The organism is Chromobacterium sp. W521 (assembly GCF_052805975.1).
Genome location: NZ_JBRBAF010000003.1, coordinates 299,722 through 324,687 on the forward strand (window position 1 = coordinate 299,722; position 24,966 = coordinate 324,687).

The 24,966-nt window shown below is 64.7% G+C and carries 25 protein-coding genes; 10 read left to right on the top strand and 15 right to left on the bottom strand.

From position 1 onward, the window contains the following. Positions 1-12 precede the first annotated feature (12 nt). Together ACUXV1_RS06025 and ACUXV1_RS06030 are read right to left on the bottom strand one after the other, a co-directional pair. Positions 13-1,515 (bottom strand): CoA-acylating methylmalonate-semialdehyde dehydrogenase, encoded by a 1,503-nt coding sequence (locus tag ACUXV1_RS06025; RefSeq protein WP_446015074.1) that lies wholly within the window; start codon positions 1,513-1,515, stop codon positions 13-15. A 51-nt stretch (positions 1,516-1,566) separates the two neighbouring features. Next, the gene (locus ACUXV1_RS06030) at positions 1,567-2,415 is read right to left on the bottom strand and encodes a 3-hydroxybutyryl-CoA dehydrogenase (protein ID WP_446015075.1); all 849 of its coding nucleotides are present in this window, start codon (positions 2,413-2,415) and stop codon (positions 1,567-1,569) included. A gap of 137 nt (positions 2,416-2,552) precedes the next feature. On the opposite strand from ACUXV1_RS06030, the gene ACUXV1_RS06035 reads away from it, so the two are divergent. Further along, on the top strand, positions 2,553-2,954 hold the full coding sequence (locus tag ACUXV1_RS06035) for a MerR family transcriptional regulator (protein ID WP_114152795.1): 402 nt from the start codon (positions 2,553-2,555) through the stop codon (positions 2,952-2,954). Between the two features lie 10 nt (positions 2,955-2,964). Next, positions 2,965-4,149, top strand: a complete 1,185-nt coding sequence (locus tag ACUXV1_RS06040; protein ID WP_446015076.1) for an acetyl-CoA C-acyltransferase — start codon at positions 2,965-2,967, stop codon at positions 4,147-4,149. A gap of 236 nt (positions 4,150-4,385) precedes the next feature. On the opposite strand, the gene ACUXV1_RS06045 is transcribed toward ACUXV1_RS06040, so the two are convergent. Beyond that, positions 4,386-5,615: an amidohydrolase family protein gene (locus tag ACUXV1_RS06045; protein WP_446015077.1), complete on the bottom strand. Its 1,230-nt coding sequence runs from the start codon at positions 5,613-5,615 to the stop codon at positions 4,386-4,388. Positions 5,616-5,767: 152 nt separating this feature from the next. Between ACUXV1_RS06045 and ACUXV1_RS06050 the strand changes: the two genes are divergently transcribed. Then, positions 5,768-7,303 (top strand): thioredoxin family protein, encoded by a 1,536-nt coding sequence (locus tag ACUXV1_RS06050; protein WP_446015079.1) that lies wholly within the window; start codon positions 5,768-5,770, stop codon positions 7,301-7,303. 1 nt (position 7,304) lies between these two features. Here ACUXV1_RS06050 and ACUXV1_RS06055 read toward each other — a convergent pair whose 3' ends face one another. Further along, positions 7,305-8,489 (bottom strand): GGDEF domain-containing protein, encoded by a 1,185-nt coding sequence (locus ACUXV1_RS06055; protein WP_114152792.1) that lies wholly within the window; start codon positions 8,487-8,489, stop codon positions 7,305-7,307. Between the two features lie 167 nt (positions 8,490-8,656). Here ACUXV1_RS06055 and arfB point away from each other — a divergent pair, with 167 nt between their 5' ends. The 4 genes from arfB to ACUXV1_RS06075 all read left to right on the top strand — a co-directional run bounded on the left by arfB (position 8,657) and on the right by ACUXV1_RS06075 (position 11,660). Continuing rightward, on the top strand, positions 8,657-9,064 hold the full coding sequence (gene arfB, locus ACUXV1_RS06060) for an alternative ribosome rescue aminoacyl-tRNA hydrolase ArfB (protein ID WP_446015080.1): 408 nt from the start codon (positions 8,657-8,659) through the stop codon (positions 9,062-9,064). Positions 9,065-9,147: 83 nt separating this feature from the next. After that, positions 9,148-10,770: a methyl-accepting chemotaxis protein gene (locus ACUXV1_RS06065; RefSeq protein ID WP_114152791.1), complete on the top strand. Its 1,623-nt coding sequence runs from the start codon at positions 9,148-9,150 to the stop codon at positions 10,768-10,770. 75 nt (positions 10,771-10,845) lie between these two features. After that, entirely contained in the window at positions 10,846-11,052 is a 207-nt protein-coding gene (locus ACUXV1_RS06070; protein ID WP_019101381.1) for a hypothetical protein, read from the top strand. Then, the gene (locus ACUXV1_RS06075; protein WP_081554707.1) at positions 11,049-11,660 is read left to right on the top strand and encodes a 3'-5' exonuclease; all 612 of its coding nucleotides are present in this window, start codon (positions 11,049-11,051) and stop codon (positions 11,658-11,660) included. The genes ACUXV1_RS06070 and ACUXV1_RS06075 overlap by 4 nt, the downstream gene beginning before the upstream one ends. Positions 11,661-11,728: 68 nt before the next feature. Here the strand turns inward: ACUXV1_RS06075 and ACUXV1_RS06080 are convergent, their stop codons facing one another. Further along, positions 11,729-12,661 (bottom strand): LysR family transcriptional regulator, encoded by a 933-nt coding sequence (locus tag ACUXV1_RS06080; RefSeq protein ID WP_446015081.1) that lies wholly within the window; start codon positions 12,659-12,661, stop codon positions 11,729-11,731. Between the two features lie 230 nt (positions 12,662-12,891). On the opposite strand from ACUXV1_RS06080, the gene ACUXV1_RS06085 reads away from it, so the two are divergent. Continuing rightward, positions 12,892-13,701: a phytanoyl-CoA dioxygenase family protein gene (locus ACUXV1_RS06085; protein WP_081554708.1), complete on the top strand. Its 810-nt coding sequence runs from the start codon at positions 12,892-12,894 to the stop codon at positions 13,699-13,701. Here the strand turns inward: ACUXV1_RS06085 and ACUXV1_RS06090 are convergent. From ACUXV1_RS06090 to rpe, 5 genes are all read right to left on the bottom strand, one after another. Beyond that, complete coding sequence (locus ACUXV1_RS06090; protein ID WP_446015082.1) at positions 13,698-14,042, bottom strand: GNAT family N-acetyltransferase; 345 nt, start codon at positions 14,040-14,042, stop codon at positions 13,698-13,700. The two genes, ACUXV1_RS06085 and ACUXV1_RS06090, sit on opposite strands and share 4 nt — an antisense overlap. Positions 14,043-14,231: 189 nt before the next feature. Continuing rightward, positions 14,232-15,695 carry an anthranilate synthase component I gene (trpE, locus tag ACUXV1_RS06095; RefSeq protein WP_043641798.1) on the bottom strand — a complete coding sequence of 488 codons (1,464 nt, stop codon included), beginning with the start codon at positions 15,693-15,695 and terminating at the stop codon, positions 14,232-14,234. Between the two features lie 138 nt (positions 15,696-15,833). Beyond that, a complete protein-coding gene (locus tag ACUXV1_RS06100) occupies positions 15,834-16,502 on the bottom strand; it encodes a phosphoglycolate phosphatase (RefSeq protein ID WP_337881866.1) in 669 nt (222 codons plus the stop codon). A gap of 79 nt (positions 16,503-16,581) precedes the next feature. Beyond that, on the bottom strand, positions 16,582-17,337 hold the full coding sequence (locus ACUXV1_RS06105; protein ID WP_446015083.1) for an SDR family oxidoreductase: 756 nt from the start codon (positions 17,335-17,337) through the stop codon (positions 16,582-16,584). 29 nt (positions 17,338-17,366) lie between these two features. Then, a complete protein-coding gene (gene rpe / locus ACUXV1_RS06110) occupies positions 17,367-18,047 on the bottom strand; it encodes a ribulose-phosphate 3-epimerase (RefSeq protein WP_043641803.1) in 681 nt (226 codons plus the stop codon). A 107-nt stretch (positions 18,048-18,154) separates the two neighbouring features. On the opposite strand from rpe, the gene apaG reads away from it, so the two are divergent. Together apaG and ACUXV1_RS06120 are read left to right on the top strand one after the other, a co-directional pair. Beyond that, on the top strand, positions 18,155-18,535 hold the full coding sequence (gene apaG, locus ACUXV1_RS06115) for a Co2+/Mg2+ efflux protein ApaG (RefSeq protein ID WP_019101389.1): 381 nt from the start codon (positions 18,155-18,157) through the stop codon (positions 18,533-18,535). A gap of 337 nt (positions 18,536-18,872) precedes the next feature. Beyond that, entirely contained in the window at positions 18,873-20,666 is a 1,794-nt protein-coding gene (locus tag ACUXV1_RS06120) for an ABCB family ABC transporter ATP-binding protein/permease (protein WP_114152784.1), read from the top strand. Between the two features lie 49 nt (positions 20,667-20,715). Here ACUXV1_RS06120 and ACUXV1_RS06125 read toward each other — a convergent pair whose 3' ends face one another. From ACUXV1_RS06125 to ACUXV1_RS06145, 5 genes are all read right to left on the bottom strand, one after another. Then, positions 20,716-21,111 carry a hypothetical protein gene (locus ACUXV1_RS06125; RefSeq protein WP_203391542.1) on the bottom strand — a complete coding sequence of 132 codons (396 nt, stop codon included), beginning with the start codon at positions 21,109-21,111 and terminating at the stop codon, positions 20,716-20,718. A 70-nt stretch (positions 21,112-21,181) separates the two neighbouring features. Beyond that, positions 21,182-21,907 (bottom strand): metallophosphoesterase, encoded by a 726-nt coding sequence (locus tag ACUXV1_RS06130; RefSeq protein ID WP_446015084.1) that lies wholly within the window; start codon positions 21,905-21,907, stop codon positions 21,182-21,184. A gap of 130 nt (positions 21,908-22,037) precedes the next feature. After that, positions 22,038-22,703, bottom strand: coding sequence for an HD domain-containing protein (locus ACUXV1_RS06135; protein ID WP_337881870.1), 666 nt, complete (start codon positions 22,701-22,703; stop codon positions 22,038-22,040). A 188-nt stretch (positions 22,704-22,891) separates the two neighbouring features. After that, entirely contained in the window at positions 22,892-23,818 is a 927-nt protein-coding gene (locus ACUXV1_RS06140) for a pseudouridine-5'-phosphate glycosidase (RefSeq protein WP_203391539.1), read from the bottom strand. 25 nt (positions 23,819-23,843) lie between these two features. Further along, positions 23,844-24,926 (bottom strand): PfkB family carbohydrate kinase, encoded by a 1,083-nt coding sequence (locus ACUXV1_RS06145; protein ID WP_194426437.1) that lies wholly within the window; start codon positions 24,924-24,926, stop codon positions 23,844-23,846. Between the last annotated feature and the right edge of the window lie 40 nt (positions 24,927-24,966).

Here is a 24,966-nt window from a genome sequence, read left to right on the forward strand (position 1 = left end):
GCGGGCTCCCGGTCAGCGCAGCGAAATGGTGGTGTTGACCTTGCCGCCGCTGGCGGCGTCGTCGAACCAGCGGCTGGTGACGGTTTTGGTCTGGGTGTAGAACAGCACAACTTGCTTGCCGTAAGGGCCGAGGTCGCCCAGCTTGGAGCCGCGCGAACCGGTGAAGCTGAACAGCGGCACCGGAACGGGGATGGGCACGTTGATGCCCACCTGGCCGACGTCGATCTCCTCCTGGAATTTGCGCGCCGCCGCGCCGCTCTGAGTGAACACCGCGGTGCCGTTGCCGTTGGGGTTGGCGTTGACGATGGCGATGGCGTCGTCCAGCGAGTCCGCCGCCATCAGGCACAGCACCGGGCCGAAGATTTCCTGGTGGTAGATGCTCATTTCCGGTTTGACGCCGGAGAAGATGGTGGGGCCGACGAAGTTGCCGCGCTCGTAGCCGGCCACCTGGATGTCGCGGCCGTCCAGCTCCAGACGCGCGCCTTCTTCCACGCCGCGGGCGATCAGGCCGGCCACGCGCTCGCGGGCGGCGCAGGAGATCAGCGGGCCCAGGTCTGGGTTGTCCTTGCCGGCGCCCACGCTCAGGCCGCGCGCCTTGGCCACCAGTTCCGGAATCCACTGTTGGGCCTCGCCTACCAGCACCGCCACCGACAGCGCCATGCAGCGCTGGCCGGCGGCGCCGAAAGCGGCCCCGGCCAACTGGTTCAGCGCCTGTTCCTTATTGGCGTCCGGCAACACGATGGCGTGGTTCTTGGCGCCCATCATGCATTGGGTGCGCTTGCCGTTGAGGCTGGCGCGATGGTGCACATGGGTACCCACCTTGGTGGAGCCGACGAAGGACACCGCCTTGATGTCGCGGTGGTCGCACAGGGCGTTGACCACATGTTCGCCGCCGTGCACCACATTGAGCACGCCGGGCGGGATGCCGGCTTCCAGCGCCAGCTCCACCAGGCGCATGGTCACCATAGGGTCTTGTTCCGAGGGTTTGAGCACAAAGGTGTTGCCGGTGGCGATGGCCATCGGGAACATCCACAACGGAATCATCGCCGGGAAGTTGAACGGGGTGATGCCTGCGCAGACGCCCAGCGGTTGCCGCATGGTGTAGGTGTCCACGCCGCCGGCGACGTTCTCCGCGTATTCGCCCAGTTGCAGATTGCCGATGGCGGACGCGTGCTCCACCACTTCCAGGCCGCGGAAGATGTCGCCCTCGGCGTCGGCCAGGGTCTTGCCTTGCTCGGCGGTCAGCAGCGCTGCCAGTTCCTTCATGTGCTCGCGGATCAACTGTTGATACTTCAGGAAAATGCGCGCGCGCGCGCCGATGGCGGTTTTCTTCCAACTGGCGAAGGCCGTCTTGGCGGCGCTGACGGCGGCGTCGACTTCGTCCTGGGTGGCCATCGGCACCCGCGCCAGTACCTCCTGGGTGGCCGGGTTGACGACGTTCCGCCATTCGGCGCTGCGGGATTCGACGAATTCGCCGCCTATCAGCAATTTGATGGTGGGGACTGCCTGGGTCATGTTGCTGCCTCCGTCTAATCTTGATGAAAGCCCGTTGCCGACGGCGCCGGCTCAGGCGTAGCTGTAAAAACCCTTGCCGCTCTTGCGGCCGAGGTGACCGGCCTGCACCAACTGGGCCAGCAGCGGGCAGGCGCGGTATTTGCTGTCGCGGAATTCGGTGTAGAGGATGTCCATGATGGACAAGCAGGTATCCAGGCCGATCAGGTCCGCCAAGGCCAGCGGGCCGATGGGGTGGTTCATGCCCAGCTTCATCACAGTATCGATGTCCTCGGCGCTGGCCAGGTTTTCGTATAGCGTGAAAGCGGCCTCGTTGATCATTGGCATCAGCACCCGGTTGGAGACGAAGCCGGCGGCGTCCTTGACCGTGACCGGGGTTTTGCCCAAGGCCTGGCTCAATTCATAGACCAGCCGGTAAGCGGCGTCGCCGGTTTGCAGCGCGCGGATGATCTCCACCAACTGCATCACGGGCACCGGGTTCATGAAGTGCATGCCCACCACGCGCTCCGGCCGGCTGACCCAACTGGCGATGCGGGTTAGCGAAATCGAAGAGGTGTTGGACGCCAGCACCGCGTCCGGGCGCACCACGGCGGCCAGCTCGCGGAAGATGCTTTCCTTGACGGCGGCGTTTTCGGTGGCGGCTTCCACCACCAGATCGCGGTCGGCCAGGTCGGCAAGGCGGGTCGTGGTCTGGATGCGGGCGAGAATGGCGGGGACATCGGCTTCGGCCAACTGGCCTTTCTTCACCAGCCGCGACAGGCTGGAGGCGACGGCGGCCAGGCCCTTGTCCAGGGCGGCCTGGCTGACGTCGGCCAGACGCACTTCGTAACCATGGGCGGCGAAGACCTGGGCGATGCCGTTGCCCATGGTGCCGGCGCCCACCACTGCGATTTTGGCTTGCATGTTGTTTCCTCGACTATTTGCTCTATGCTGTATTCAAGATAGCTTGACGTTTACGTTAACGTCAATCAACAATGACAAGCGCAACGGCGAATGTTGCGCGAATGGTCCGGCGGCGCCGGGGAGGGCGGGAGAGGGAGATGGCGGAGCAGACTTACAGCATTACCGAGTTGGCGCAGGAGTTCGACGTGACCACGCGCGCCATCCGCTTTTACGAAGATCAGCAACTGCTGGAACCGCTGCGGGCGGGGCAGCGCCGCATCTACAGCCGGCGCGACCGGGTGCGGCTGATGCTGATCCTGCGCGGCAAGCGCATCGGCCTGTCCCTGCAGGAAATCCGCGAGCTCTTCGCGCTGTACGACGCGGCCAGCGACGACGCGCCTCAGCTGCACGAATTCATCCGCATCCTGCAGCGCAAGGAACAGCAGTTGCTGGAGCAGATGGAAGACATCAAGGTGGTATTGAGCGAAATTTCCCAATTACGGCATCAGTGCGAGAAAACGCTGGACAGGCGCGGCACGGATGCCCGGCAATCGACATGAGGAGTAAGCAATGCAACAGCAAGACATCGTGATCGTGGGCATGGCGCGCACCGCCATGGGCGGCTTCCAGGGCGCTTTGGCGGCCAAGACGGCGGCGGAGCTGGGCGCGGCGGCGATCCAGGCCGCGGTGGAGCGCGCGGGCGTGCCTGCGGCGGACATCGACGAAGCCATCGTCGGTTGCGTGTTGCCGGCCGGCCAGGGCCAGGCGCCGGCGCGCCAGGCGGCGCTGGGCGCCGGCCTGCCGCTGGCGGTGAACTGCACCACGGTCAACAAAATGTGCGGTTCCGGCATGAAGGCGGCCATGCTGGCCCATGATCTGCTGCGCGCAGGCAGCGCGCGGGTGATGGTGGCCGGCGGCATGGAGAGCATGAGCAACGCGCCCTATCTGATGACCAAGGCGCGGGCCGGCTTGCGGCTGGGCCATGGCGAGATCAAGGACCACATGTTCCTGGACGGCTTGGAGGACGCTTACGACAAGGGCAAGTTGATGGGGGTGTTCGCCGAATGGTGCGCCGAGAAGTACGGCTTCAGCCGCGAGGCCCAGGACGCTTTCGCCATCGCCTCGCTGAATCGTGCTCAGGCGGCGATCCGCGACGGCCTGTTCCGCGATGAAATCACCCCGGTGACAGTGAGCGGCCGCGGGGGAGAGCAGGTGGTGGATACCGACGAGCAGCCCTTGAAGGCCAACGTCGACAAGATCCCGACGCTGAAGCCGGCGTTCAAGAAGGACGGCACGGTGACGCCGGCCAACGCCAGCTCCATTTCCGACGGCGCCGCCGCACTGGTGTTGATGACGGCGGAGGAGGCGGCGCGCCGCGGCTTGCGGCCGCTGGCTCGCATCGTGGGTCACGCCACCCACGCTCAGGAACCAGGCTGGTTCACCACCGCGCCGGTGGAAGCGATCCGCAAGCTGCTGGCCCAGGCGGGCTGGAGCGCCGGCGATGTGGATCTCTACGAGATCAACGAAGCCTTTGCCGTAGTGACGATGGCGGCGATGCACGACTTGGGCCTGCCGCACGACAAGGTCAACGTGTATGGCGGTGCCTGCGCGCTGGGCCATCCCATCGGCGCCTCCGGCGCGCGCATCATCATCACCCTGCTGTCGGCGTTGCGCCAGCGCGGCGGCAAGCGCGGCGTGGCCAGTTTGTGCATAGGCGGCGGCGAGGCCACCGCGATGGCGCTGGAGTTGCTGTAAGAGCCTGTTCACGATCTTTTCGAGAGGGGTCATGACCCAAGGCTGAATCCGCCGTCAAATCGCTCAAACAGGGTAGCCGCTTAAGACCTCGGGCCTGCCACCCGACGGCAGGCTTGAAGGGGCCTGGGGCGCGTCGGATACGTGGCTTCCTGTGTATCAAGCCGTGTTTCAAAGCACGGACGAAGGGTCGTACACAGGTTCTAACCGCTTTTTCAGGCGGCAAAGCTAGGCCGGGCCTAGCCCTCGCCCCACCAGCCCGGCAGACCGCCGCGCAGCACCCCGCGCACCGGTTTGCGGCGGGCGATCAGCTCGGCGGAGCAACAGGCGTCCACCAGCGTCAGGTTGGCGGCGTCGCCGACCTGCGGCCATACGCGGCGGCCGGCGTCGTCCAGCGGCGACAGTCCGCGGGTGATATGGCGCAACGCGCGGCTCAGCGCGTATTCGTCGTTCCATCCGTGGCGTTCGCCCAAGCGGCTGGCGCGCTCGACGATGCTGCCGCTGTTGTACGGCGTCCAGTGGTCGTTGATGTTGTCGTTGCCCAGGCTTAGCGGAATGCTGTGCGCGGCCAGGGCTTGCGGCGGCGGCATGGGCACATCGATGGGCGCGGCCGACACGATGGCGATGCCGCTGGTGGCCAGCGCCGCGCACACCTGATCCAGCCGGCTCGGCTCCAGTTCTCCCAGGCAGTAGGCGTGGCTGACGCTGACTCGGCCGGCCAGGCCGGCGGATTCGCTCAGCCGCGCCAGGCGTTCCAGCGTGTAGGCACCCAGTTCGCCGCGATCATGCAGATGCAAGTCCACCGGCGCGCCGTGTTTGACCGCCAGCTCCAGCGTGGCGTTGAGCGAGCGTTCGATGTCGCCGTCCACGCTGGCCGGGTCCACTCCGCCGACCACGTCGAAGCCGGAGGCCAGCGCTTGGTCCATCAGTTTGATCGTGTCGCCGGCCAGCAGGCCGTGTTGCGGAAAGGCCACCAGTTCGTAATCCAGCCAATGCCGGCGGCTGTCCAGCGCCAGGCGAACTTGCTCCATGGTGGCGAGGCCGGCCACCGGGTCCACATTGCAGTGCACGCGGGCGAAGGCGACGCCGCTGGCTGCAATCAGGTCCAGCAGTGCTTCGGCGCGGCGCCGGGTGTCCGGCAGGAAATCGAGCAGAAAGCCCTGTTCCTCGCGGATGCGCTCAGCCACGCTGATGAAGGGGGTCGCGGCGCGCCAGGGGCCGCCGTAATGACCTTTGTCCAGGTGGATGTGCATGTCGGCGAAGGCCGGCAGCGCCAGCCAGCCGCATGCGTCGCGTCGCGGCCGGCCGTCGTCGGGAGGGGAGTCGAAGCGCATTTCGGCGATGCGGCCGTCGGCGATCAGCAGATGGGCGCGGCGGGCGGCGGTGGAGACGACTTGGCCGGCGGCGTCGCGTTCGAAGCCGTTTTCCAGCAATAGAGGGCCAAGCCAGTAAGCGGGGGGAGTAGTCATGCGTGGTGTCCTTGCGGCGAAAGGGGCGGTGTCGCGCAGTGGAAACGCGACATTGGATTTTTTATCGCTAAGCACAGAAGCGATCGCACTTTATTACGTTCGAATAATTGCGTTAGCATGGTTCGACAACCCAACCATAAGAGAATTCTGCGATGAAGCTTACCTTGATCTCGCTGGCCTTTGTCGCCGCCAGCCTGGCGCTGCCGGCAGAAGCCGCTTCCGCCCCTGCGGACGGCCACGCGCTGCCGCCCGGCATTGCCTGGCTGCAGGGCGACGTTCCGGCCGCTTTTGCCAAGGCCAAATCGGAAAACAAGCCGTTGTTCCTGTACTGGGGCGCGGTATGGTGCCCGCCATGCAACCAGGTCAAGGCCACCATTTTCAACCGCCAGGATTTCATCGCCCGCACTCGCCAGTTCGTGCCGGTTTACCTGGACGGCGACAGCCCGGACGCGCAAAAACTGGGCAGCGAGTTCAAAGTACGCGGCTATCCAACCATGATTCTGTTTCGGCCGGACGGCGCGGAGATCACCCGCCTGCCGGGCGAGGTGGACCCGGAGCGTTATCTGCGCACGCTGGAACTGGGCCTGGCGGCGGCGCGGCCGGTGAAAGTCTTGCTGCAGTCTGCCCTGGCCGGCGATGCGTTGGCGGATGGGGACTGGCAATTGCTGGCGGACTATTCCTGGGACACGGATCAGGCGCAGATCGTGCCGGAGAAACAAGTGGCGGCGACTTTGGCGCGGCTGGCGGACAAGGTTCCGGCCCAGCCGACGGCCACTGCCTTGCGGTTGAAGTTGAAAGCGCTGGCCGCCGCGGCCGGCGAGGAGACGCCGGTGACGGACCGCGCGCAAGGGCAGGCAGTCGCGCGCGCAGCCTTGGCCCAGCCGCGCGTCAACGCCGACATCTTGATCAACAGCGCCGCCGACATCGTCAAGGCCTTGAGCGCGGAGGGGCCTGAGCGCTTGGCGCTGGCGGCGCAATGGGACGCCGCTTTGGACAAACTGGCCGTGGACGCGGGCTTGTCCACCGCGGACCGCCTGGGCGCCTTGTCGTCGCGGTTGGCGTTGGCTCGCTTGAACCAGCCCAAGGGCGAATTGCCGCGCGCCTTGCGCGAGGAGGTCAAACAGCGAGTGGCGGCGGCGGACAAAGCCACCGGAAATCCCTACGAACGCCAAGCGGTCATCACCGCAGGCGCAGATCTGTTGACGCAAGCGGGCTGGCTGGACGAATCCGACGCGCTGCTCAAGGCGGAGCTGGGCCGTTCGCACGCGCCTTATTACCATATGCTGATCCTGGCTTTCAACGCTAAGCAGCGAGGCGACAAGGCCGCGGCGCTGGACTGGTATCGCCAGGCCTACGAAGCCGCCAACGGCCCGGCTACGCGTCTGCAATGGGGCGTCAGCTATTTGAGCGGGGCGATTGAGTTGGCGCCGGGGGATGAAAAACGAATAGAGAGCACCGCCAGCGCAATCTTCAAGGAAGCGGGCAGCACGCCCAGCGCCTTCTACGAACGCAACCGGCGCTCGCTGGAAAAAGCCGTAAACCGGCTCAAGGCCTGGGGCCGGCAGCAACAGCAGGCGGCGACGCTGGCGCGCTTGGCCGGACAGCTGGACGAGGTGTGCGGCAAGCTGCCGGCCGGCGATCCGCAAAAGCCGGTGTGCGAGGGTTTGGCGCAGTCCGCCCGGTCTTGAATCAAGCCGCGGCGGCCGGCAGCGCAGACAGCATCACTTTGTCGCGGCCGTGGTGCTTGGCTTGGTACAGCATGGCGTCGGCCTCGCAGAACAGGCTTTCCAGCGAAGCGTGGCTGCTGTTCAGACAGGCCACGCCCAAGCTGGCGGTGAAGCGCAGCTGCGCGCCGGCGTCCGGCAGCGGCAGTTCAATGCGGGCGATGGCGGCGCGCAGCCGCTCCGCCACCTGGCCCGCCTGCTCTCTGCCGGTATCCGGCAGCAGAATGCAGAACTCCTCGCCGCCGTGGCGGCCGATCAGATCCGTTTGACGCGCTTGGCGTCGCAGGCAGTCGGCCAGCGCGGTCAGCGCCTGGTCGCCGGCCAGGTGACCGTGACGGTCGTTGATGCTTTTGAAATGGTCTAGATCCAGCACGATCAAGGACAGAGCCCGCCGCTCGCGCTGGGCCAGACGGAAGGCGGCCACCGCCTCTTCATCGAAGCTGCGCCGGTTCAGCAAGCGGGTCAGGCTGTCGCTGCGTGATTGCTGCAACAACTGATCCATCGCCCGCTCGTACACCAGATAGAGCTGGCATACCACCACGCCGTAGCCGGACCACTGTGTCATCAGCAGCAGCAGGTTCTGACGCTGGCCGGCGACTTCGATGTCCGGCTGTATGGCGGATAGCGCCAGCGCCAGTCGCGCCAGCTCCAGCAGCAGGGTCAGCATCGCCAGCGCCGAGGCCAGCGATTTGCCGGCGCGGGGAGAATCCTGTTCCGCCTGCCACAGCCGCCAGGCGATCAAGCCCCATAGCAGACAGGCGCCCAGCGAAAAGATGGCGTGGCGGGCCAGTGCCGAATGTGCGAGGCCTTCGTGGATGAACAGCAGCAGGGGAATGAAGACCAGGGCCAGGCCCAAGGGCAGGCTGTAGTGGCTGGAGTGCTTGTAAAAACGCTCAATGCTGATCAGAACGTGCAGCGCCGCCAACTGGATCAGCAGCTTGGCGCTGATGGAAATCAAGGCTGGGTCCAGATCCAGCGGCGCAAGGTAGAGCAGGCCGGCCGCCGCGTCCAGCAACCCGCCGATGGCGAGCGCCAGCACCGCGGGTTGGCGCTGGCTGCGCTGCCAGAACAGGAAAGTGACCAGGGAGATGACCAGGCTGTAGCCGGCGGTGCAAGCCAGTGTAGTCCGAGGGTCGAGAAAAAGTGACATCGTGTTCTATGGGCAAAGAGCGTCCGGCAGGGTATCGGCCAGGCAAGCCGACGACAATAGCAGTCTATTGATATTCATACAATTTCACTCTGAAATAAAACGCCGCCCCATGCCAAGGGATGCGGCGCGTGCGCTACAATTATTTCTTTTGATTGTTGGTTTGCATCATGGACAAGCCGCGGTATCCGATCAGCGAGCGCGAAGTGGAATTCAGCGCGATGCGCGCGCAAGGCGCGGGCGGGCAAAACGTCAACAAAGTGTCGTCGGCGGTGCATCTGCGCTTCGACGTGCGGGCCTCCTCCCTGCCGGAATGGCTGCGGGAGCGGCTGCTGGCCTTGCCGGATCAGCGCCTGAACAAAGAGGGCGTGGTGGTGATCAAGGCCCAGCAGCACCGCACCCAGGAATTGAACCGCGCGGACGCGCTTCAGCGCCTGCAAGCCTGGGTCGACGCCGCCAGCCACACTCCCAAGGCGCGCCGCGCCACCAAACCCACTTACGGCTCCAAGCAGCGCCGGCTGGCCGGCAAGACGCGGCGCGGCGAGGTCAAGTCCCTGCGCGGCAAGGTGGATCTGTAGCCGGCCGCAACGGCTTCGGCGGAATCTTGGGAATGTATTAGTGTTAATGCTATAGACATGAGCGCTAAGGCAAGGGGACCGCTATGCAAGGCTTGACGATTCGGGTGCAGCTGCAGCTGCTGGCTTTCGGCGTAGTGGTATCCTGCCTGCTGATCGGCGCGGTTGGCTACCAAAGTACAGTGCACTTGGTGCGCAGTATCAATGAATTGCTGGACAGCCAGGGCGAGGTGCGGCGACAGATGGATGCCGACATGATGCACGACGCGGTGCACGGCGATGTTCTGGCGCTGATGTTGGCGCAGAAAAATGGCGATCGCGCCGCGCTGGCCGAAATCCGCAAGGACGTGGACGAGCACAGCAAGCGCTTTCTCGGTGCGATGAAGGAAAACCAGGACAAGATCAGTGATCCCGAGGCCCGTTCCTTGCTGCAGCAAATTCTGCCGGTGGTGGAACGCTATACCGGAGCGGCCGCCGCCATCGTAGCCGCTGGCTTTGACCAGCCGGAGCAGGCCGCGGCCAAGCTGAAGGACTTCCAGCAGGATTTCGCGCTGCTGGAGGACAAGATGGAAAAACTGGCTGACGCCATCGACAGCGGTTCGCGCCGGCAGAATGACAGCACGGTGGCGCAGGTGGGCGTGGCCGCCGTGATAATCATTGTGGCGGCGCTGGCCGCGGCTTTGCTGATGGCCCTGCTGTGCTGGTGGGTGGCGCGATCGGTGCTGCCGCCTATCGAGCGTTTCAAGGATGCGGCTCAACGTATCGAACGCAGCGGCGATTTGTCCATCCGCGCTCATGTGGGGCGGCGTAATGAGCTGGGTGCCGCCATTGGAGAATTCAATACCCTGATGGACACCCTACAGGGCATTGTGGGCAAAGTGGGCCAGACCTCAGGCGCGCTTGGGGAGTCGGTCGACGAGATCGCCCAACTCACCCAAAGCGTGGAACAGGCCAGCCGGTTGCAAACCGATTCGGCGCAGTCCATGGCCGGCGCCATTCAGCAACTAGCCGACCATCTGGCCAGCGTGGCCGAGCATGCCGACAGCACTTTGCGCATCGCCGGCGAAGTGGGGCAATGCTCAAGCGAAGGCAGCAAGGCGGTGCAGCAGACCGTGGGCAATATTGGCAACCTGGCCGAAACCATTCATCACAGCGCTAACAGTGTGCAATTGCTGGAGGGCGACATCCGCAAGATAGGGGGCATGGTGGACGCAATCCGCGGTATTGCCGATCAGACCAACCTTTTGGCCTTGAACGCGGCTATCGAAGCCGCGCGCGCAGGCGAATCCGGCCGCGGCTTCGCCGTGGTGGCGGACGAGGTGCGCGCGCTGGCGGAGCGCACCGCACAGGCGACGGCGGACATCGTCAACGTCATTTCCCAGTTGCAGGCCACCTCGGAGCAAGTGGTCAGCAGCATGGAAAACGGTGTGGGCCAGGTGGAGCAGGGCGTGGAACTGGTGAAGCAGCTGGGCGGCATGGTGGATCAGATCGGCAGCCAGGCCGGCGTAGCGGAGGAGCGCATCCGCAATATCTCCCGGCTGCTGGATAACCAGAAGGCGGCCGGGGCGCAGATCCTGGCCAACGTCGACGAAGTAACCCAGCACGCCGGCATTACCAGCCGTTCGGTGGGACAAGTGCAAGACGAATTGGTGCAACTGCGCGGCCATTTCGGCGAGCTGAGCGAATCCATCCGCCATATGCGGGTGTGAGCGGTTTGGCCGCTGCCGCCTGCGCGGGTAGAATGCGCAGTTTTCGGCACGCGGAAGCGATGTGAGGATACGGCCATGGCCAAGAAGCAAAAACAAGACGAGTTGGACGAGGAAACCCGCGCGCTGCTGGAATGGTGCGCCGAGGTGGAGACTCACCTGGTGGCGGCCGGCGCCACCGTGGCGGAGGCGCAGGAGCATATCGAGGAACAGGCGGAGTGGTACACCGATCAGTACTACGATGGCCTGAGCCCGGAAGAGGCGGCGCGGGCGGCGCTGAAATGAGTAGACGCATCGCCGTCATCGACTTCGAAACCAACGGCGCGTCTCCGGGGCGCGATTGCCGCGCCACCGAAATCGGCGTGGCGCTGCTGGAGGACGGCCGCATCGTCGGCCGCTATCAAAGCCTGATCAACGCCGGCGTGTGGATTCCGCCGATGATCGAGCGCCTGACAGGCATCAGCAACGCGATGTTGCGCGACGCGCCGCCGCCGGCGGTAGCGATGGCCGAAGCGGCGCGCTTCGTCGGCGACACGCCGCTGGCCGCTCACAACGCCAGTTTCGACCGCAAGTTTTGGGATTACGAGCTGTCCCAACTGGGTCTGGCGCGCAAGCAGGACTTCGCCTGCACCCTGTTGTTGTCGCGCCGGGTGCTGCCGCAGGCGCCGGACCACAAGCTGGGCACTTTGGCGCGCTGGCTGAGCTTGCCGGACACCGGCCGCGCCCACCGCGCGCTGGCCGACGCGGAAATGGCCGCGCAACTGTTGTGCCATTTGCAGGGCGAGCTCAGCCGCCGCTACGGCGCGCGGCTGGCCGATCACAGCCAATTGTGCGGCATGCAGAAGGTCAGCGCGGCCAAGATAAGTCAGTACTTGCAGGCCCAGGCTGGCTGAGAACCTGTTTTTGATCTGCCGCGCTTCGCGGTCACGCGACAGAGTGAACCCCGCCTTTAAATGTCTTGTCATGTATCGTTGCCGGCCGCGCCGACCCCAAAAGCGGGCCTGGCCGAGAACCAGTCCAGCGCGCGTTCACGCAGCGCGGCAATGGCCGGCGTCTCCGCCCGCTCGCGCAGGCAGGCCAGCACAATGCGTTGCTCCGGCAGCGGTTCGGCGATGGGCCGCAGCGTCAGCGGCCGGCCGTCGTAACTGTGGTCTCCGCTGGGCCGGGTGTAAGCGATGGCCACGCCCAGACCGTGGGCCACCATGCCGCGCTGTAGTTCAAAACTGCGGACCGATTCCAGCCGCGCCGGTCGCAACCCGTGCATGCGCAGCAAGTCCAGAAAGTGCGGGCCGCTGTGCGCCTGTTCGGTCAGCAGCAGCGGCCATTCGCACAGCTCCTTCAACATCACCTTTTCGGTTTGCGCCAGCGGGTGGTCAACCGCCAGCAGCGCGTGGGGCGCCAGCGTGCGCAGTTCGGTCAAGGCCAGCGTGGGCGGCAGCGCCAGATCATAGCTGATGGCGGCGTCCAGCCCGCCCTGAAGCAGCTGTGGACCGATCAGGTCGAACCCGCATTCACGCACCTCCACGCGTAGAGAGGGGTGACGTTCGCGCAGCGCGCGCAACACAGGCGGCAAGCAGTAGGGCGCCAAGTCCTCGAAGCAGCCTAGCGCCAACTCCCCGGCCAGCGCGTCCGCGCCATTGGCCAGCCCCTCCAGCGCTATTGCGGCTTCCACGGTCCGTCGCGCCTGCGCCAAGGCCTGTCTGCCAAACGGCGTCGTCGCCATTCCGGCGCCGCGGGTGCGGATGAATAGCGCTTGTCCCAGGATGTTTTCCAGCTCGCCAACGGCGGCGGACACGGCAGGTTGAGACACGTTCAGCCTCTCGGCCGCCGCGCTGATGCCGCCGTGGCGGGCCACGGCCAGCGCGTAGCGCAATTGGCGCAGGGTCAACTTCATCGCTTTTTCCGAGGAGGATAATCAAAACATATTATTTTATTTTGGCATGGGTTTGCGGCGATAGTGAGGACAAGCGCCCGCAGCGGCGGTGCCCACACGCATTAGAGCCTGTTCAACGTTTCGCGAGCGAGGGCGAGACAAGGCGGGAGCGAGCGAAAATGAGCTTGTACTCGCCGTGCAACGCTTCACGAGGCGCGACAGACTTTGAACCCTGGAAAGAGGAGAACGCCATGCTTGCCTGTCCCGAGATTTCCGCCGCCGACATCGCCGCCTTCCAGCGCGACGGCGCGGTTTGCCTGCGCGGCCTGTTCCGCGATTGGGTCGATGTCATCGCCGCCGGCATCGAGCGCAATTTGCGCGCTCCGGGGCCGTACGCCGGCAATGTGGTGGCCGCCGGCGAGCCGGGCTCCTTCTTTGAGGACTATTGCAACTGGCGGCGGGTTCCTGAATTCCAGGCGGTGGTCACGGAATCCCCGGCCGCGGCCGGCGCCGCCGCGCTGATGCGTTCGGCCACCGCGCAATTCTTCCATGAACATGTGCTGGTCAAAGAGCCGGGCACGCACAAACCCACGCCTTGGCATCAGGACATCCCGTATTACTTTGTCGACGGCGAGCAGACTGTCAGTTTCTGGATTCCGGTGGACCCGGTGAGCGAGGCGACGTTGCGCTTGATCGCCGGTTCGCACCGCTGGCAGGAGTGGGTGCGGCCGCTGCGCTGGAAAGATGAATCCAGTTTTTATCAAGGCGACGCGCGCCGATATCGAGACGCGCCGGACCCGGATCGCGAGCCGGGCATGGAGGTGCTGGAATGGGCTTTGGAACCCGGCGACGCGGTGCTGTTCGACTTCCGCACTGTGCACGGCGCGCGGGGCAATCCCGGCGGCGGTAGGCGGCGAGCCTTGTCATTGCGCTGGCTGGGCGACGATGCGCGCTACGTCGAGCGTCCCGGTCGCACCTCGCCGCCTTATCCGGATCATGGCATGCAGCCGGGCCAGCGGCTGCGCGAGGATTGGTTTCCGGTGTTGTGGCCGGCGGCCTAGGCCGGGCTGGCGCTCCAGCGCATCAGGAATTCGCCGTCGGCGTGTTGGATGTCGACAAATCCCAGGCGCAGGTAGAGCCGCCGCGCCGGGTTGCGCTCCAGCACGCGGAGTTCCAAAGCGGCTCCGGCGTGTTCAGCCTCGCGCTGCAAGCCGCGTAGTAATTGTGAGCCCAGGCCGTGGCCTTGCCGGTCCGGCAGTAGTTGCAGCTGGATCAACTGCCAGGCGGCAGGGTGGCGCGCGACTTTGAGCAGGCCTATGTCCCGCTCGCCCTCCATGATGATTTTGGCATGTTGGAGGCCGTAGTGGATGCGACTCAGGTGCGCGTCTTCATCGCTGGGCATGTTCGCCGCTTGCAGGTGCGGACCCATGCTGGCGCGGCGCAGAGCTAGGAGGAAGGCGAGGTCCGCGAGCTGGGCAGGGCGTAAAGTGGTGGGCTGGCTCAGAGTTTCGCTCCTGAAGTCGGCAGGACGTGGGTGGTGGAGCATTGCTTCGCGCCGGCTAAAACGGCCCGCCTTGGCGGGCCGTTTGGCTCAGGCGTCCAGCCCCTGCTGGGCCAACGCCGCGGCGCGCAGCACCGCGCGCGCCTTGTTCTGGGTTTCCTGCCACTCCATTTCCGGCGAGGAATCGGCGACGATGCCGGCGCCGGCTTGCACGTAGAGCATGCGGTTCTTCAACACCGCGGTGCGGATGGCGATGCACAGGTCCATGTCGCCGTTGAAGCCGAGATAGCCGACCGCGCCGCCGTAGATGCCGCGCTTGCTGGGTTCGAACTGATCGATGATTTCCATCGCCCGCACCTTGGGCGCGCCGGACAGGGTTCCCGCCGGAAAAGTGGCCTTGAGCACATCGATGTTCGACACTTCCGGACCAACCTTGCCTTCCACGCTGGACACGATGTGCATCACATGGGAATAGCGTTCGATAGCCATATTGTCGGTGACGCGCACGCTGCCGGTGGCGGCGACGCGGCCCACGTCGTTGCGGCCCAGGTCCATCAGCATCACATGCTCGGCGATTTCCTTGGGGTCGGCCAGAAGCTCCGCGGCCAGCGCCTCGTCCTGCTCGCGGGTCTGACCGCGCGGGCGAGTGCCGGCGATAGGACGCACGGTGACGGTGTCTTGCTCGCGGCGGACCAGGATTTCCGGCGAGGCGCCCACCACGTGGAAGTCGTCGAAATGATAAAGAAACATATAGGGCGATGGGTTCAGGCTGCGCAGCGCGCGGTAGAGGCTGAGCGGGGACTCCGCGAACGGCATCTGCATGCGCTGCGACAAAACCACCTGCATGATGTCGCCGTCCTGAATGTAGCGCTTGCAGGCGGACACCGCGTCCTTGAAGGCCTGTTCGCCGTATTCGGACGCCGATTGCGTGCTTTGGCCGGGCAAGGACAAGGGCGCTTCCAGCGGCGCGCGCAGGCGGGCGCGCAGTTGCGCCAGCCGCGCTTCGGCTTTGAGCAGAGCGTTGGGCACTTCCGGGTCGGCGTAGACGATCAGATAAAGCTTGCCGGACAGGTTGTCCACCACCGCCAACTCCTCTGACACCATCAGCAGCATGTCCGGCGTGCCTATGGTATCGGGCTTGCTGGTCTCCGCCAGGCGTTTTTCAATATGGCGGATGGTGTCGTAGCCGAAATAGCCCACCAGGCCGCCGGTGAAGCGCGGCAGGCCGGGTTGAGGCGGGGTGTGGAAGCGTTGTTGGAAGGCTTCAATGAAGGCCAGCGGGTCGCCGTTGTGGCGCTCGATGACCTTGTCGCCGTATTCCACCTGTACCTGCTGGCCGCTGACCCGCAGCCGGGTGGTGGACGGCAGGCCGATGAAGGAATAGCGGCCGAAGCGTTCGCCGCCGACGACGGATTCCAACAGATAGGAATAGGGTTGGTTGGCCAGCTTCAGATAGACCGACATCGGGGTGTCGAGGTCGGCGAACAACTCCAGACTGACCGGGATGCGGTTGTAGCCGGCGGCGGCCAGGCGGTTGAATTCTTCATGGGTCATGGCGGGTCCTGCGCTTTTGTGGTCGTGGTGAGGTCGAATGCGGCTTGTTAAACAGGCATTGAGCGACGCCATCGGCATCCACGCCGGTATCCTTGCTTTTTCATGAAGACGTCATCCATAAAAGAAATTATCAGCTGATCAGCTATTCTTCATCAAATCGTATAGTTCGGCAATATTAGCCACTATCAAGTCGGCGCCCAGGCTCGCCGCGTCGGCGTAGCCGTAGCTGACGGCGATGGCGGCGCAGCCGCCGTTGCGAGCGGCCAGCACATCGTTGGCGGAGTCGCCCACCATCGCCATCTGCTCCGGTGCGATGCCCAGTACCTGGCAGACATGTTGCAGCGGCAGCGCCGACGGTTTCTTTTCCGCCAGGGTGTCGCCGCCGATGACCAGACTGAAGTGGTCGCGCAGGCCAAGCTGCTCCAGCAGCGGCAGCGCTAGCCGCTCGGATTTGTTGGTCACCACCGCCAGCGGCAGTTGCAGCGCGCGCAGCAGGCCCAGGCCCTCGCTAACGCCGGGGTAGACGGTGGTGCGGTCGCTCAGGTGTTCGCGGTAGTACTGGATGAAGAAAACATAGCCGCGCTCCCACAGCGCGGCATCGGCCTGGCCGTCGCGTTCATTGGTCAGCGCGCGGTGGACCAGGCTGGCGATGCCGTCGCCGACATGTTCTTGAATGCGCAGGGCCGGCAGCGGCGGCAGGTCCAGGTGCTCACGCATGGCGTTGGCGGCGGCGGCCAGATCGGGGATGGAATCTACCAGGGTGCCGTCCAGATCGAAGGCGACGGCTTTGATGTGTTTCAGGTTCATATGCGTTTCAGTGCGGCGGCCTTGGCCGCTGTTTGGTGCTTGCCGCGCGCGTTTGCGCGCGGCAGATCGAGAGTAGGCTTTAGCCCAGGTTGCGGATATCCACCACGGCTTGCAGGCCAAAGGCCGGCGACAGCAGGTGGTCGACGATGCGGCGCGCGGCGGCGGCCGGGGTGCTCAGTTCGCCGTCCGCTTTCAGCGCGTCGAAACGCGCTTTTTGCGGAAACTGTTTGGCGTCGCTGCCGCGGATGCTGGCCTGCATGTCGGTGTCCACCACGCCGGGGTAGAGCGAGACGATTTGCGCGGCATTGTCCTGGCCGGCCTGCTCCGCGGCCACGCTGCGGCTGAAGTGGTCCAGCCCGGCCTTGGTGGTGCAATACACGCTCCAGCCCGGATAGGGCTTGGCGGCGGCGCCGGAGGAAATGTTGAGGATGCGGCGGCGAGCTTTAAGGTTGGCGCTGGCGCGCAGCAGCGCGTCGGTGGCCAGCATCGGCGCCGCCAGATTGATCGCCAAGGCGCGTACCAAGTCCTCGGCCGGGTAATGGCCGGCTTGGGCAATGGGGGTGACCACGCCGGCGTTGTTGATCAGGTTGAGGCTGGCGCAATCGGCCGGTTTCAGTTGTTCCACCGCGGCGGCGATGGCCGGGGCCACCGCGGCGGCGTCGGAGAGATCGACGTCTAGGGCGATCAGGCGTTCCGGATAGCGGCGCGCCAGCGGGGCCAGCGCGTCCACGGCGCCGCGCGCCAGGCCGGCCACGCGGTAGCCGTCGGCAAGCAGGGCTTCGGTCAACGCCAAGCCTAGGCCGCGGGAGGCGCCGGTCACGATGAAGGCATGCATATTCTGTGCTCCTGGGAAGGGGGCCGGTTTCAGCTAAGCTGGGCCAGCTCGGCGCGCATCGCGTCGATCACGGTTTTATAGTTGTCCTGGCCGTAGATGGCGGAGCCGGCGACGAAGGTGTCGGCGCCGGCCTCGGCCACCGCGCGGATATTGTCGGCCTTGATGCCGCCGTCCACTTCCAGCCAGATTTCGCCGCCGTGCTTGGCGGTGTATTCATCAATGCGGCGGCGCGCCTCGCGCACCTTGTCCAGCGCGTGCGGGATGAATTTCTGCCCGCCGAAGCCCGGGTTCACCGACATGATCAGCACCATGTCTATCTTATCCATCACGTGATCCAAATAGGACAGCGAGGTGGCCGGGTTGAACACCAGGCCCGCTTTGCAGCCCGCGTCCTTGATCAGGCCCAGCGTGCGGTCCACGTGCTCGGAGGCTTCCGGGTGGAAGGTGATGATGTCCGCGCCGGCTTTGGCGAAGGCGGCGGCCAGGCTGTCCACCGGCTTCACCATCAGATGGACGTCGATGGGCGCGGCGCTGTGCGGGCGGATGGCTTCGCACACCATAGGCCCTATGGTCAGGTTGGGCACGTAGTGGTTGTCCATCACATCGAAATGGATGATGTCTGCGCCGGCGGCGATGACATCGCGAACCTCTTGACCAAGACAGGAAAAATCGGCGGAAAGAATGCTGGGAGCGATACGGAAAGTGCGCATAGGGCGTTGCTTTGGGCAAGGATGAACACGGGATGGACACATTCTACCGCGCCAAAAGCGTCCCGGCGGGATAAAATGAAGCACAAACAACAAAAGGAGCGCTGAACATGGCGGAAAAAACCTACCGTGTCGAAGTGGAAGCCGAACCGCATTACATCGAAGAACAGTCCAATATGGCCAACGACATCTATGTGTTCGGCTATCGCATCCGCATCACCAACACCGGCAGCGAACCGGCGCAACTGGTCAGCCGCCACTGGATCATCGCAGACGCCAACGAGCAGGTGCAGGAAGTGCGGGGCATGGGCGTGGTGGGCGAGCAGCCGCGCATCGAGCCGGGGCAGTCTTTCGACTATTCCAGCGCCACCCATCTGAAAACGCCCTACGGCTCAATGAAGGGCAGCTATCAGTTCCTGGCCGACGACGGCAAGCGTTTCGAGGCCGAAATCCCCGAGATGAACCTGGTGGCGCCGCGCGTGCTGCATTGATGGCCCGTTCAATGTCCGCTGCGCGTTGGCGACGCGGCGTTGAAGCCGGAGCCGGCATGCTCATGCGTCGCTTGACCATGCCGTTTCCGTCAGCCTCAACGCTTTGCTTCGCTCCATCTCGCTAGACTTTGAACCGGCGCCGGGGCTTCACAAAGCCGGCGGCGTTATTTTTCCCTTGGCCAGGTCCACCAGACGATGAAGGTGGCCAATCCGCCGGCAATCGCCGCTTCCAGCAATAATATCCACATGTCCGCGCCCCCTGGCGAGCGTTGATGATGTTTGCAAAACAACTCAACTCTCACTTTGGAACAGCTTGACCCAACAGGCAATCCCGAATATGCGCTTTACCCATTCCGGCCCGGCTCCTAGCCGCCGAAACGATGTCGCCACCCTCAAAACGCTTTTGCCCTATTTGTGGGTGTTCAAGTGGCGGGTGCTGCTGGCGCTATCCTGTATGGTGCTGGCCAAGGTGGCCGCGGTCAGCGTGCCCTTGTATCTGAAAGACATCGTTGATCAACTTTCGGTGCCGGCCACCCTCTTGGCGTTGCCGGTGTTGGCGCTGACCGGCTATGGCTGCGCCCGCTTGTTGTCCAGCGTGCTGGGGGAACTGCGCGACGCGGTGTTCGCTAGGGTGATACAGGGCGCGGTGCGCAGCGTGGCTGGCGGCGTGTTTCAGCATCTGCTGCGGCTGTCGTTGCGGTTTCACCTGGAGCGCCAGACCGGCGGCATGAGCCGCGACATCGAACGCGGCACCAAGGGCATAGGCTTTCTGCTCAATTTCACCGTGTTCAACATCCTGCCCACGCTGCTGGAAATCGGCATGGTCACCGCTATTCTTCTACACCGTTACGCCTGGCCGTTCGCGTTGGTGACTTTCGGCACCATCGCCGTCTACATTGCTTTCACCCTGGTGGTGACAGAGTGGCGCACCGTTTACCGTCGCAGCATGAACGATCTGGATTCCAAGGCCAACGCCAAGGCAATCGACGCGCTGCTAAATTACGAGACGGTGAAATACTTCAACAACGAAGGCTATGAGGCGGAGCGCTACGACAAGAATCTGGCGGCCTGGGAGGCTTCCGCGATCAAGAACCAGGTATCTCTGTCCATGCTCAACGCCGGCCAGGGCCTGATCATCGCCAGCGGCGTCACTTTGATCATGGTGTTGTCCGCGCGCGAGGTCGTGGCCGGGAGGATGACGGTGGGGGACGTGGTGCTGGTGGCCACTTTTATTACCCAGTTGTACGCGCCCTTGAACTTCCTGGGTTTTGTCTATCGCGAGATCAAGCATTCTCTGGCCGACATCGAGCGCATGTTCGCGCTGCTGAGCGCCAACGAGGAGGTGGCGGACGCGCCAGGGGCTGAGGTCTTGGCCGCGCGGGCGGCCGGGGTGCGCTTCGAGCAGGTGGGTTTCGCTTATGAAAGCAAGCGCCGGATTCTAAGCGAAGTCAGTTTCGATATTCCGGCCGGCAAGACGCTGGCTGTGGTCGGCGCCAGCGGCGCCGGCAAATCCACGCTGTCGCGCTTGCTGTTCCGCTATTACGACGTTGGACAGGGGCGGATTCTGGTCAACGGCCGCGACATTCGCGAACTGACTCAGGACAGCCTGCGCGCCCATATCGGCATCGTGCCGCAGGATACCGTGCTGTTCAACGACACGGTGTATTACAACATCGCTTACGGCCGGCCGGGAGCCAGCCGCGAGGAGGTGATAGAGGCGGCCAAATCCGCGCATATCCATGACTTTGTCAGCGGTCTGCCGGATGGTTACGACACGATGGTGGGCGAGCGAGGGCTAAAGCTGTCCGGCGGGGAAAAGCAAAGGGTGGCGATTGCGCGCACTATTCTGAAGAACCCGCCCATTCTGATTTTCGACGAGGCCACCAGTGCGCTGGACTCCAGGACCGAGAAGGCGATCCAGCGCGAGCTGGCGGAGATCTCCGCCAACCGCACCACTTTGATCATCGCCCACCGGTTATCCACCATTGTCGACGCCGACCAGATCCTGGTGATGGAGGCCGGGCGTGTGTTGGAGCAGGGCGCGCACCGGGAACTGTTGGAGCGCGGCGGCCGCTACGCTGAGATGTGGCGCTTGCAGCAGACCGAGCAGCCGGCGGCAGACGAGGCCTGAGAATCTGTTCAGAGTCTGCCGCGTGCCGGTGGTGGGGTCTTGAACAGGCTCAGGGCTGGCGGCGGCCGGCAGCCTTCAATTCGCTCATCGCCGCCAAAACGCCGTCGGCCAGCGTCAGCATGCGCTGGCAGTCGGCCGCTTGCGGCAGGGGAGAAAAGTCCAGCTTTGGCGCCAAGACTTGCAAGGCGCGGCGGGCGCTGGCGGCGACATCGGCGGCCAGATTGAAGTCGCCGGGCGACAGCACCCGGCCATTGCGGATTTTCTTGTAGTACACGGCCGCCATCTGCGCGTATTGGGCCGAGGTTTGCTGTGCGGCCAAGCTGGGCTCCAAAGCCTCCAGCAAGCTCATGATTTCGCGACAGGCCTGTTCCGCGGCGTTCCAGCGCTTGTCCTGTTGCTGGCGTTGCTGCGCCTGGGGCTTGGTCGCGGCTTTCTTGCTGGCCATCTTGAACTCCTGGGATAAAAGACAGAGCGCCGCATTCTAGCCATCCCGGCCGCGGCGCGCCACCGTCGCGCTATTCGTGCAGGTGGAAACCTAGCAGAGCGTCGTCTTCACTGGGCAGAGACAGTTCGACGAAGTCGTTCAGGCAGAACAGAGTCAGTTTGCCGCCGTAGACGGCGCCGGTATCCAGGTTCAGCACATTGTCAAAGCGGGTGGCGCTGGTTTGCGGGGTATGGCCCACCAGCAGCAGGTCCACCCCGCGCACGACGCCGCCGCGGCCGTGGCGCGCGCGTTCTCGAGACCATAGCGTGACGTTGCGGCTGGTCTCCGGCAGGGTGCCGTTCTCCAGGCCGGAAGTCAGCGCTTCCCAGTCGTTGTCCGGGCAGTCGGCGTGCAGCACGCCGATCTTGCCGCCGTCCGCATCGGTAACTTCAATGGCGTATGGCAGGCGCTGAAAAGCAGTCAGGCAGGCTTGCCGCAGAGGGGCCGGCAGCGTCAGCAACCAGGAGCCTCCGTTGTTCACATGGCGGACTTCGGCTTGCTTGTCCCCCAGCAGCGAGTCAATCGCCAGTTGCTCGTGATTGCCGCGCACCGCATAGAACCAGGGTTGCGCCAGCCACTCCAGCACCGCTGCGCTGTCGGCGCCGCGATCTATCATGTCGCCAACCGACAGCAGGCGATCGCATTCGGGATTGAAGGCGGCCATTTTCAGCAAGCGCGACAGTTGGCGGAAGCATCCGTGAATGTCACCAACCGCCCAGTCTCGGCCATGGGTATTGCTTTGCAGCTTCAGAATCATGCTTGAACTCGGGGGTGGGGTGCGTTTATTTTGCGCCATGCCCATGGTTTTGTCATTGAGTTGATAGTTTCAAAGCTAGAATTGTTTTGATTTGACTATCAATGACTTACCGAGTTCGGCGCCGTCTGGGCTAGCCGGTTAGCCATTCCTGGCAAAATTGCCGGCGGAAGTCGCGCAACCATTGCAGCCGCAGTTCCGCCATTTTTCTGCCGGCTTCTGTTTGCATCATGGCCGGCAATTTGGCGAGTTTGACCTCGATGTGATCCAGCGCCCAGCGGCGGTCGTCCAGTTCGCGGGCCTCGCCCAGCGGGTCCAGAGGGTGGGCCAGCGCGGAGTCCATGCGCCCGGCGGTATAGAACAGCCGCGCCAAGCCGACGGCGCCCAGCGCGTCCATGCGGTCGGCGTCCTGCACGATGCGGGCCTCCAGGCTTTGCGGCGGTATGGCGGCGCTGAAACTGTGCGCCTCGATGGCGTGGGCGACGCCGTCCAGCCGGTCCGCCGGAAAATCGCTGGCGGCCAGCAGCGCGCGGGCGCGCGCGGCGGCCTGGCGCGAGGCCAGGTGGCGCTCTGGGTGGTTCTTCGGCAAGTTGACCAGATCGTGCAGATAGCAGGCGGCCAGCACGGTCAGCGCGTCAGCGTCGGGGTGGGCGTCCAGCAACTGTCGGGCGCAGGCCCAGACACGGTGAAAATGGTTCAGGTCGTGGGCGCCGTCGTCGTCGCCCGGCTGTTGTTGCAGCAGGTCGATCAGGCGGGCGCGCCAGACGTCGATAGTCGCATTGGGGAGGATGGCGTTCATGGCGACGGCAAGGATTGGGGCAGGGGATTACAGCCCCAATCCGCGTTGCCGTCAAGCTGGCCATTTAGAGCGGCTAACAAAAATCAGTTTTACGGCTGAGGCAAGGCGCGCCGACGCAGGCGGTACTTGAGTACGGCAAGTCGGCGCAACGCAGCATCAGGGGTTTGTTAGCCGCTCTTGGCAGGTGCTTAGCCTGCGTTCATCTCGCAGTAGCGCGCGGCGATAGCGGAGGCCAGGCGGGCGTTGTTCAGCACCAACTGGATGTTGGCGGCCAGGCTGTTGCCGCCGGTCAGCTCGCAGACGCGGGCCAGCAGGAAGGGGGTGGACTCCTTGCCGGCTACCCCTTGCTCCTCGGCTTCGCGCAAGGCCTGCTCGATGGCGGCGTCTATCTTGTCGCGCGGCATCGCGTACTGCTCCGGAATCGGGTTGGCCACCACCATGCCGCCGCGCAGCTCCAGGCTCCACTTGGCCTGCATTGCGGCGGCGATGTCGGCGGCTTCGTCCAGACGGTGATCCAGTTTGAAGGCGCTGTCGCGGGTGAAGAAGGCCGGGAGGTGGTCGCAGCGGTGGCCGATGACCGGCACGCCGTGGGTTTCCAGGTATTCCAGCGTCAGGCCCAGGTCCAGAATGGACTTGGCGCCGGCGCAGACCACGGCTACCGGGGTTTGCGCCAGTTCCTGCAGGTCGGCGGAAACATCGAAGCTGCGTTCGGCGCCGCGGTGCACGCCGCCGATGCCGCCGGTTGCGAACACGCGGATGCCGGCCATCGCGGCGATGATCATGGTGGAGGCTACCGTGGTGGCGCCGCTGCGCTTGCCGGCGACGATGAAGGGCAGGTCGCGGCGGCTGACCTTGGCGATGTTGCGGCCGCCCTTGCCCAGGTATTCGATCTCATCCGCGCTCAGACCCGCTTTCAAGCGGCCGTCGATGATGGCGATAGTGGCCGGCACCGCGCCGTGGGCGCGGATTTCCGCTTCCACTTGCAGCGCGGTTTCCACGTTCTGCGGATAGGGCATGCCGTGGGAAATGATGGTGGATTCCAGAGCCACTACCGGGCGGTTGGCGGCCAGTGCCGCGGCTACTTCGGGGTGGATATCGAGATGGGCTTTGTGCATTGCGTGCTCCTTGTTGATGACGAGATCAGGCGTTCAGATAGGCATCCACTGCCGCGCGCGACAGAGAAGGGTTGTTGGTGGCGGCGCAGGACAGTGTCAGCGCGGCGCAGCCGCGGGCAAAGCGCACGCTGTCCGCCAGCGACAATTCATTGAGCCAGCCCCAGACCAGGCCGGCCATCAGCGCGTCGCCGGAGCCGGTGGTGTTGACGATGGCGCAGTCCGGCGCGTCCAGCCAGCCGTCGCCGGCTTCGCCGCTGTAATAGATGCCGGCGCCGGCCATGCTCAGCACCACGCGGCGCACGCCTTGGCCATGGAACCAGCGCGCCGCATCCGGCGCGTGTTCCGCCCGCTCCAGCGGCAGGCCGGACAGGGCGGCGGCTTCCAGGCGATTGGGTTTGAGCGTATGTATGCGGGACAGCCAGGGTCGAATGCGTTCCGCCTTGAACGCGGATACCGGGTCGACAAATAGCGGCTTCTCGCCGCTTTCGGCTATCAGCCAGGCGAGCGCGTCTGCGCTCAGATTGGTGTCCGCCACCACCGCGCCCGCATGGCGCACCAGATCGCGTTGCGCTTGCAGGCGTTCCGGTGTCAGCCGGTTGAGGATGTCCATATCGTTGATGGCCAGCGCCATGTCGCCGTCGGCCTGCTGGATGGACAGATAGGTGGAAGTGGCCGCGTCCGGCAGCGTCAGACAGCCGCGGACGTCGACGCCGGCGCGCTGGGTGGCTTCTAACAGCGAGCGGCCGTGGATATCGTCGCCCACCACCGAAACTAGCCGGCAGTCGGCGCCCAAGCGCGCCAGATTTTCCGCTACGTTGCGAGCCACGCCGCCGGGCGAACAGCGTACCTGGCCGGGGTTGGAGTCGCCGTGGCGCAGCGCGGCGGCGGCGCTGCCGACAATGTCCATATTGGCGCCGCCGACGGCGGCGACATAGCGCTGCTCGGCCAGGATGTAACCCTTGCCGCGGATGTGACCCTTCTGCGCCAGATTCATGATATGCCCAGCCACCGCCGAGCGGCTGATGCCCAGCTGATCCGCCAGCTCCTGCTGCGGAATCAGCGGATCGCGGCGCAGCAGGGCGAGGATTTGTTGTTCCCGCTCTGTCATCAAACATTTGTCCGTTTTGCAAACATTTGTCCGATGTTAC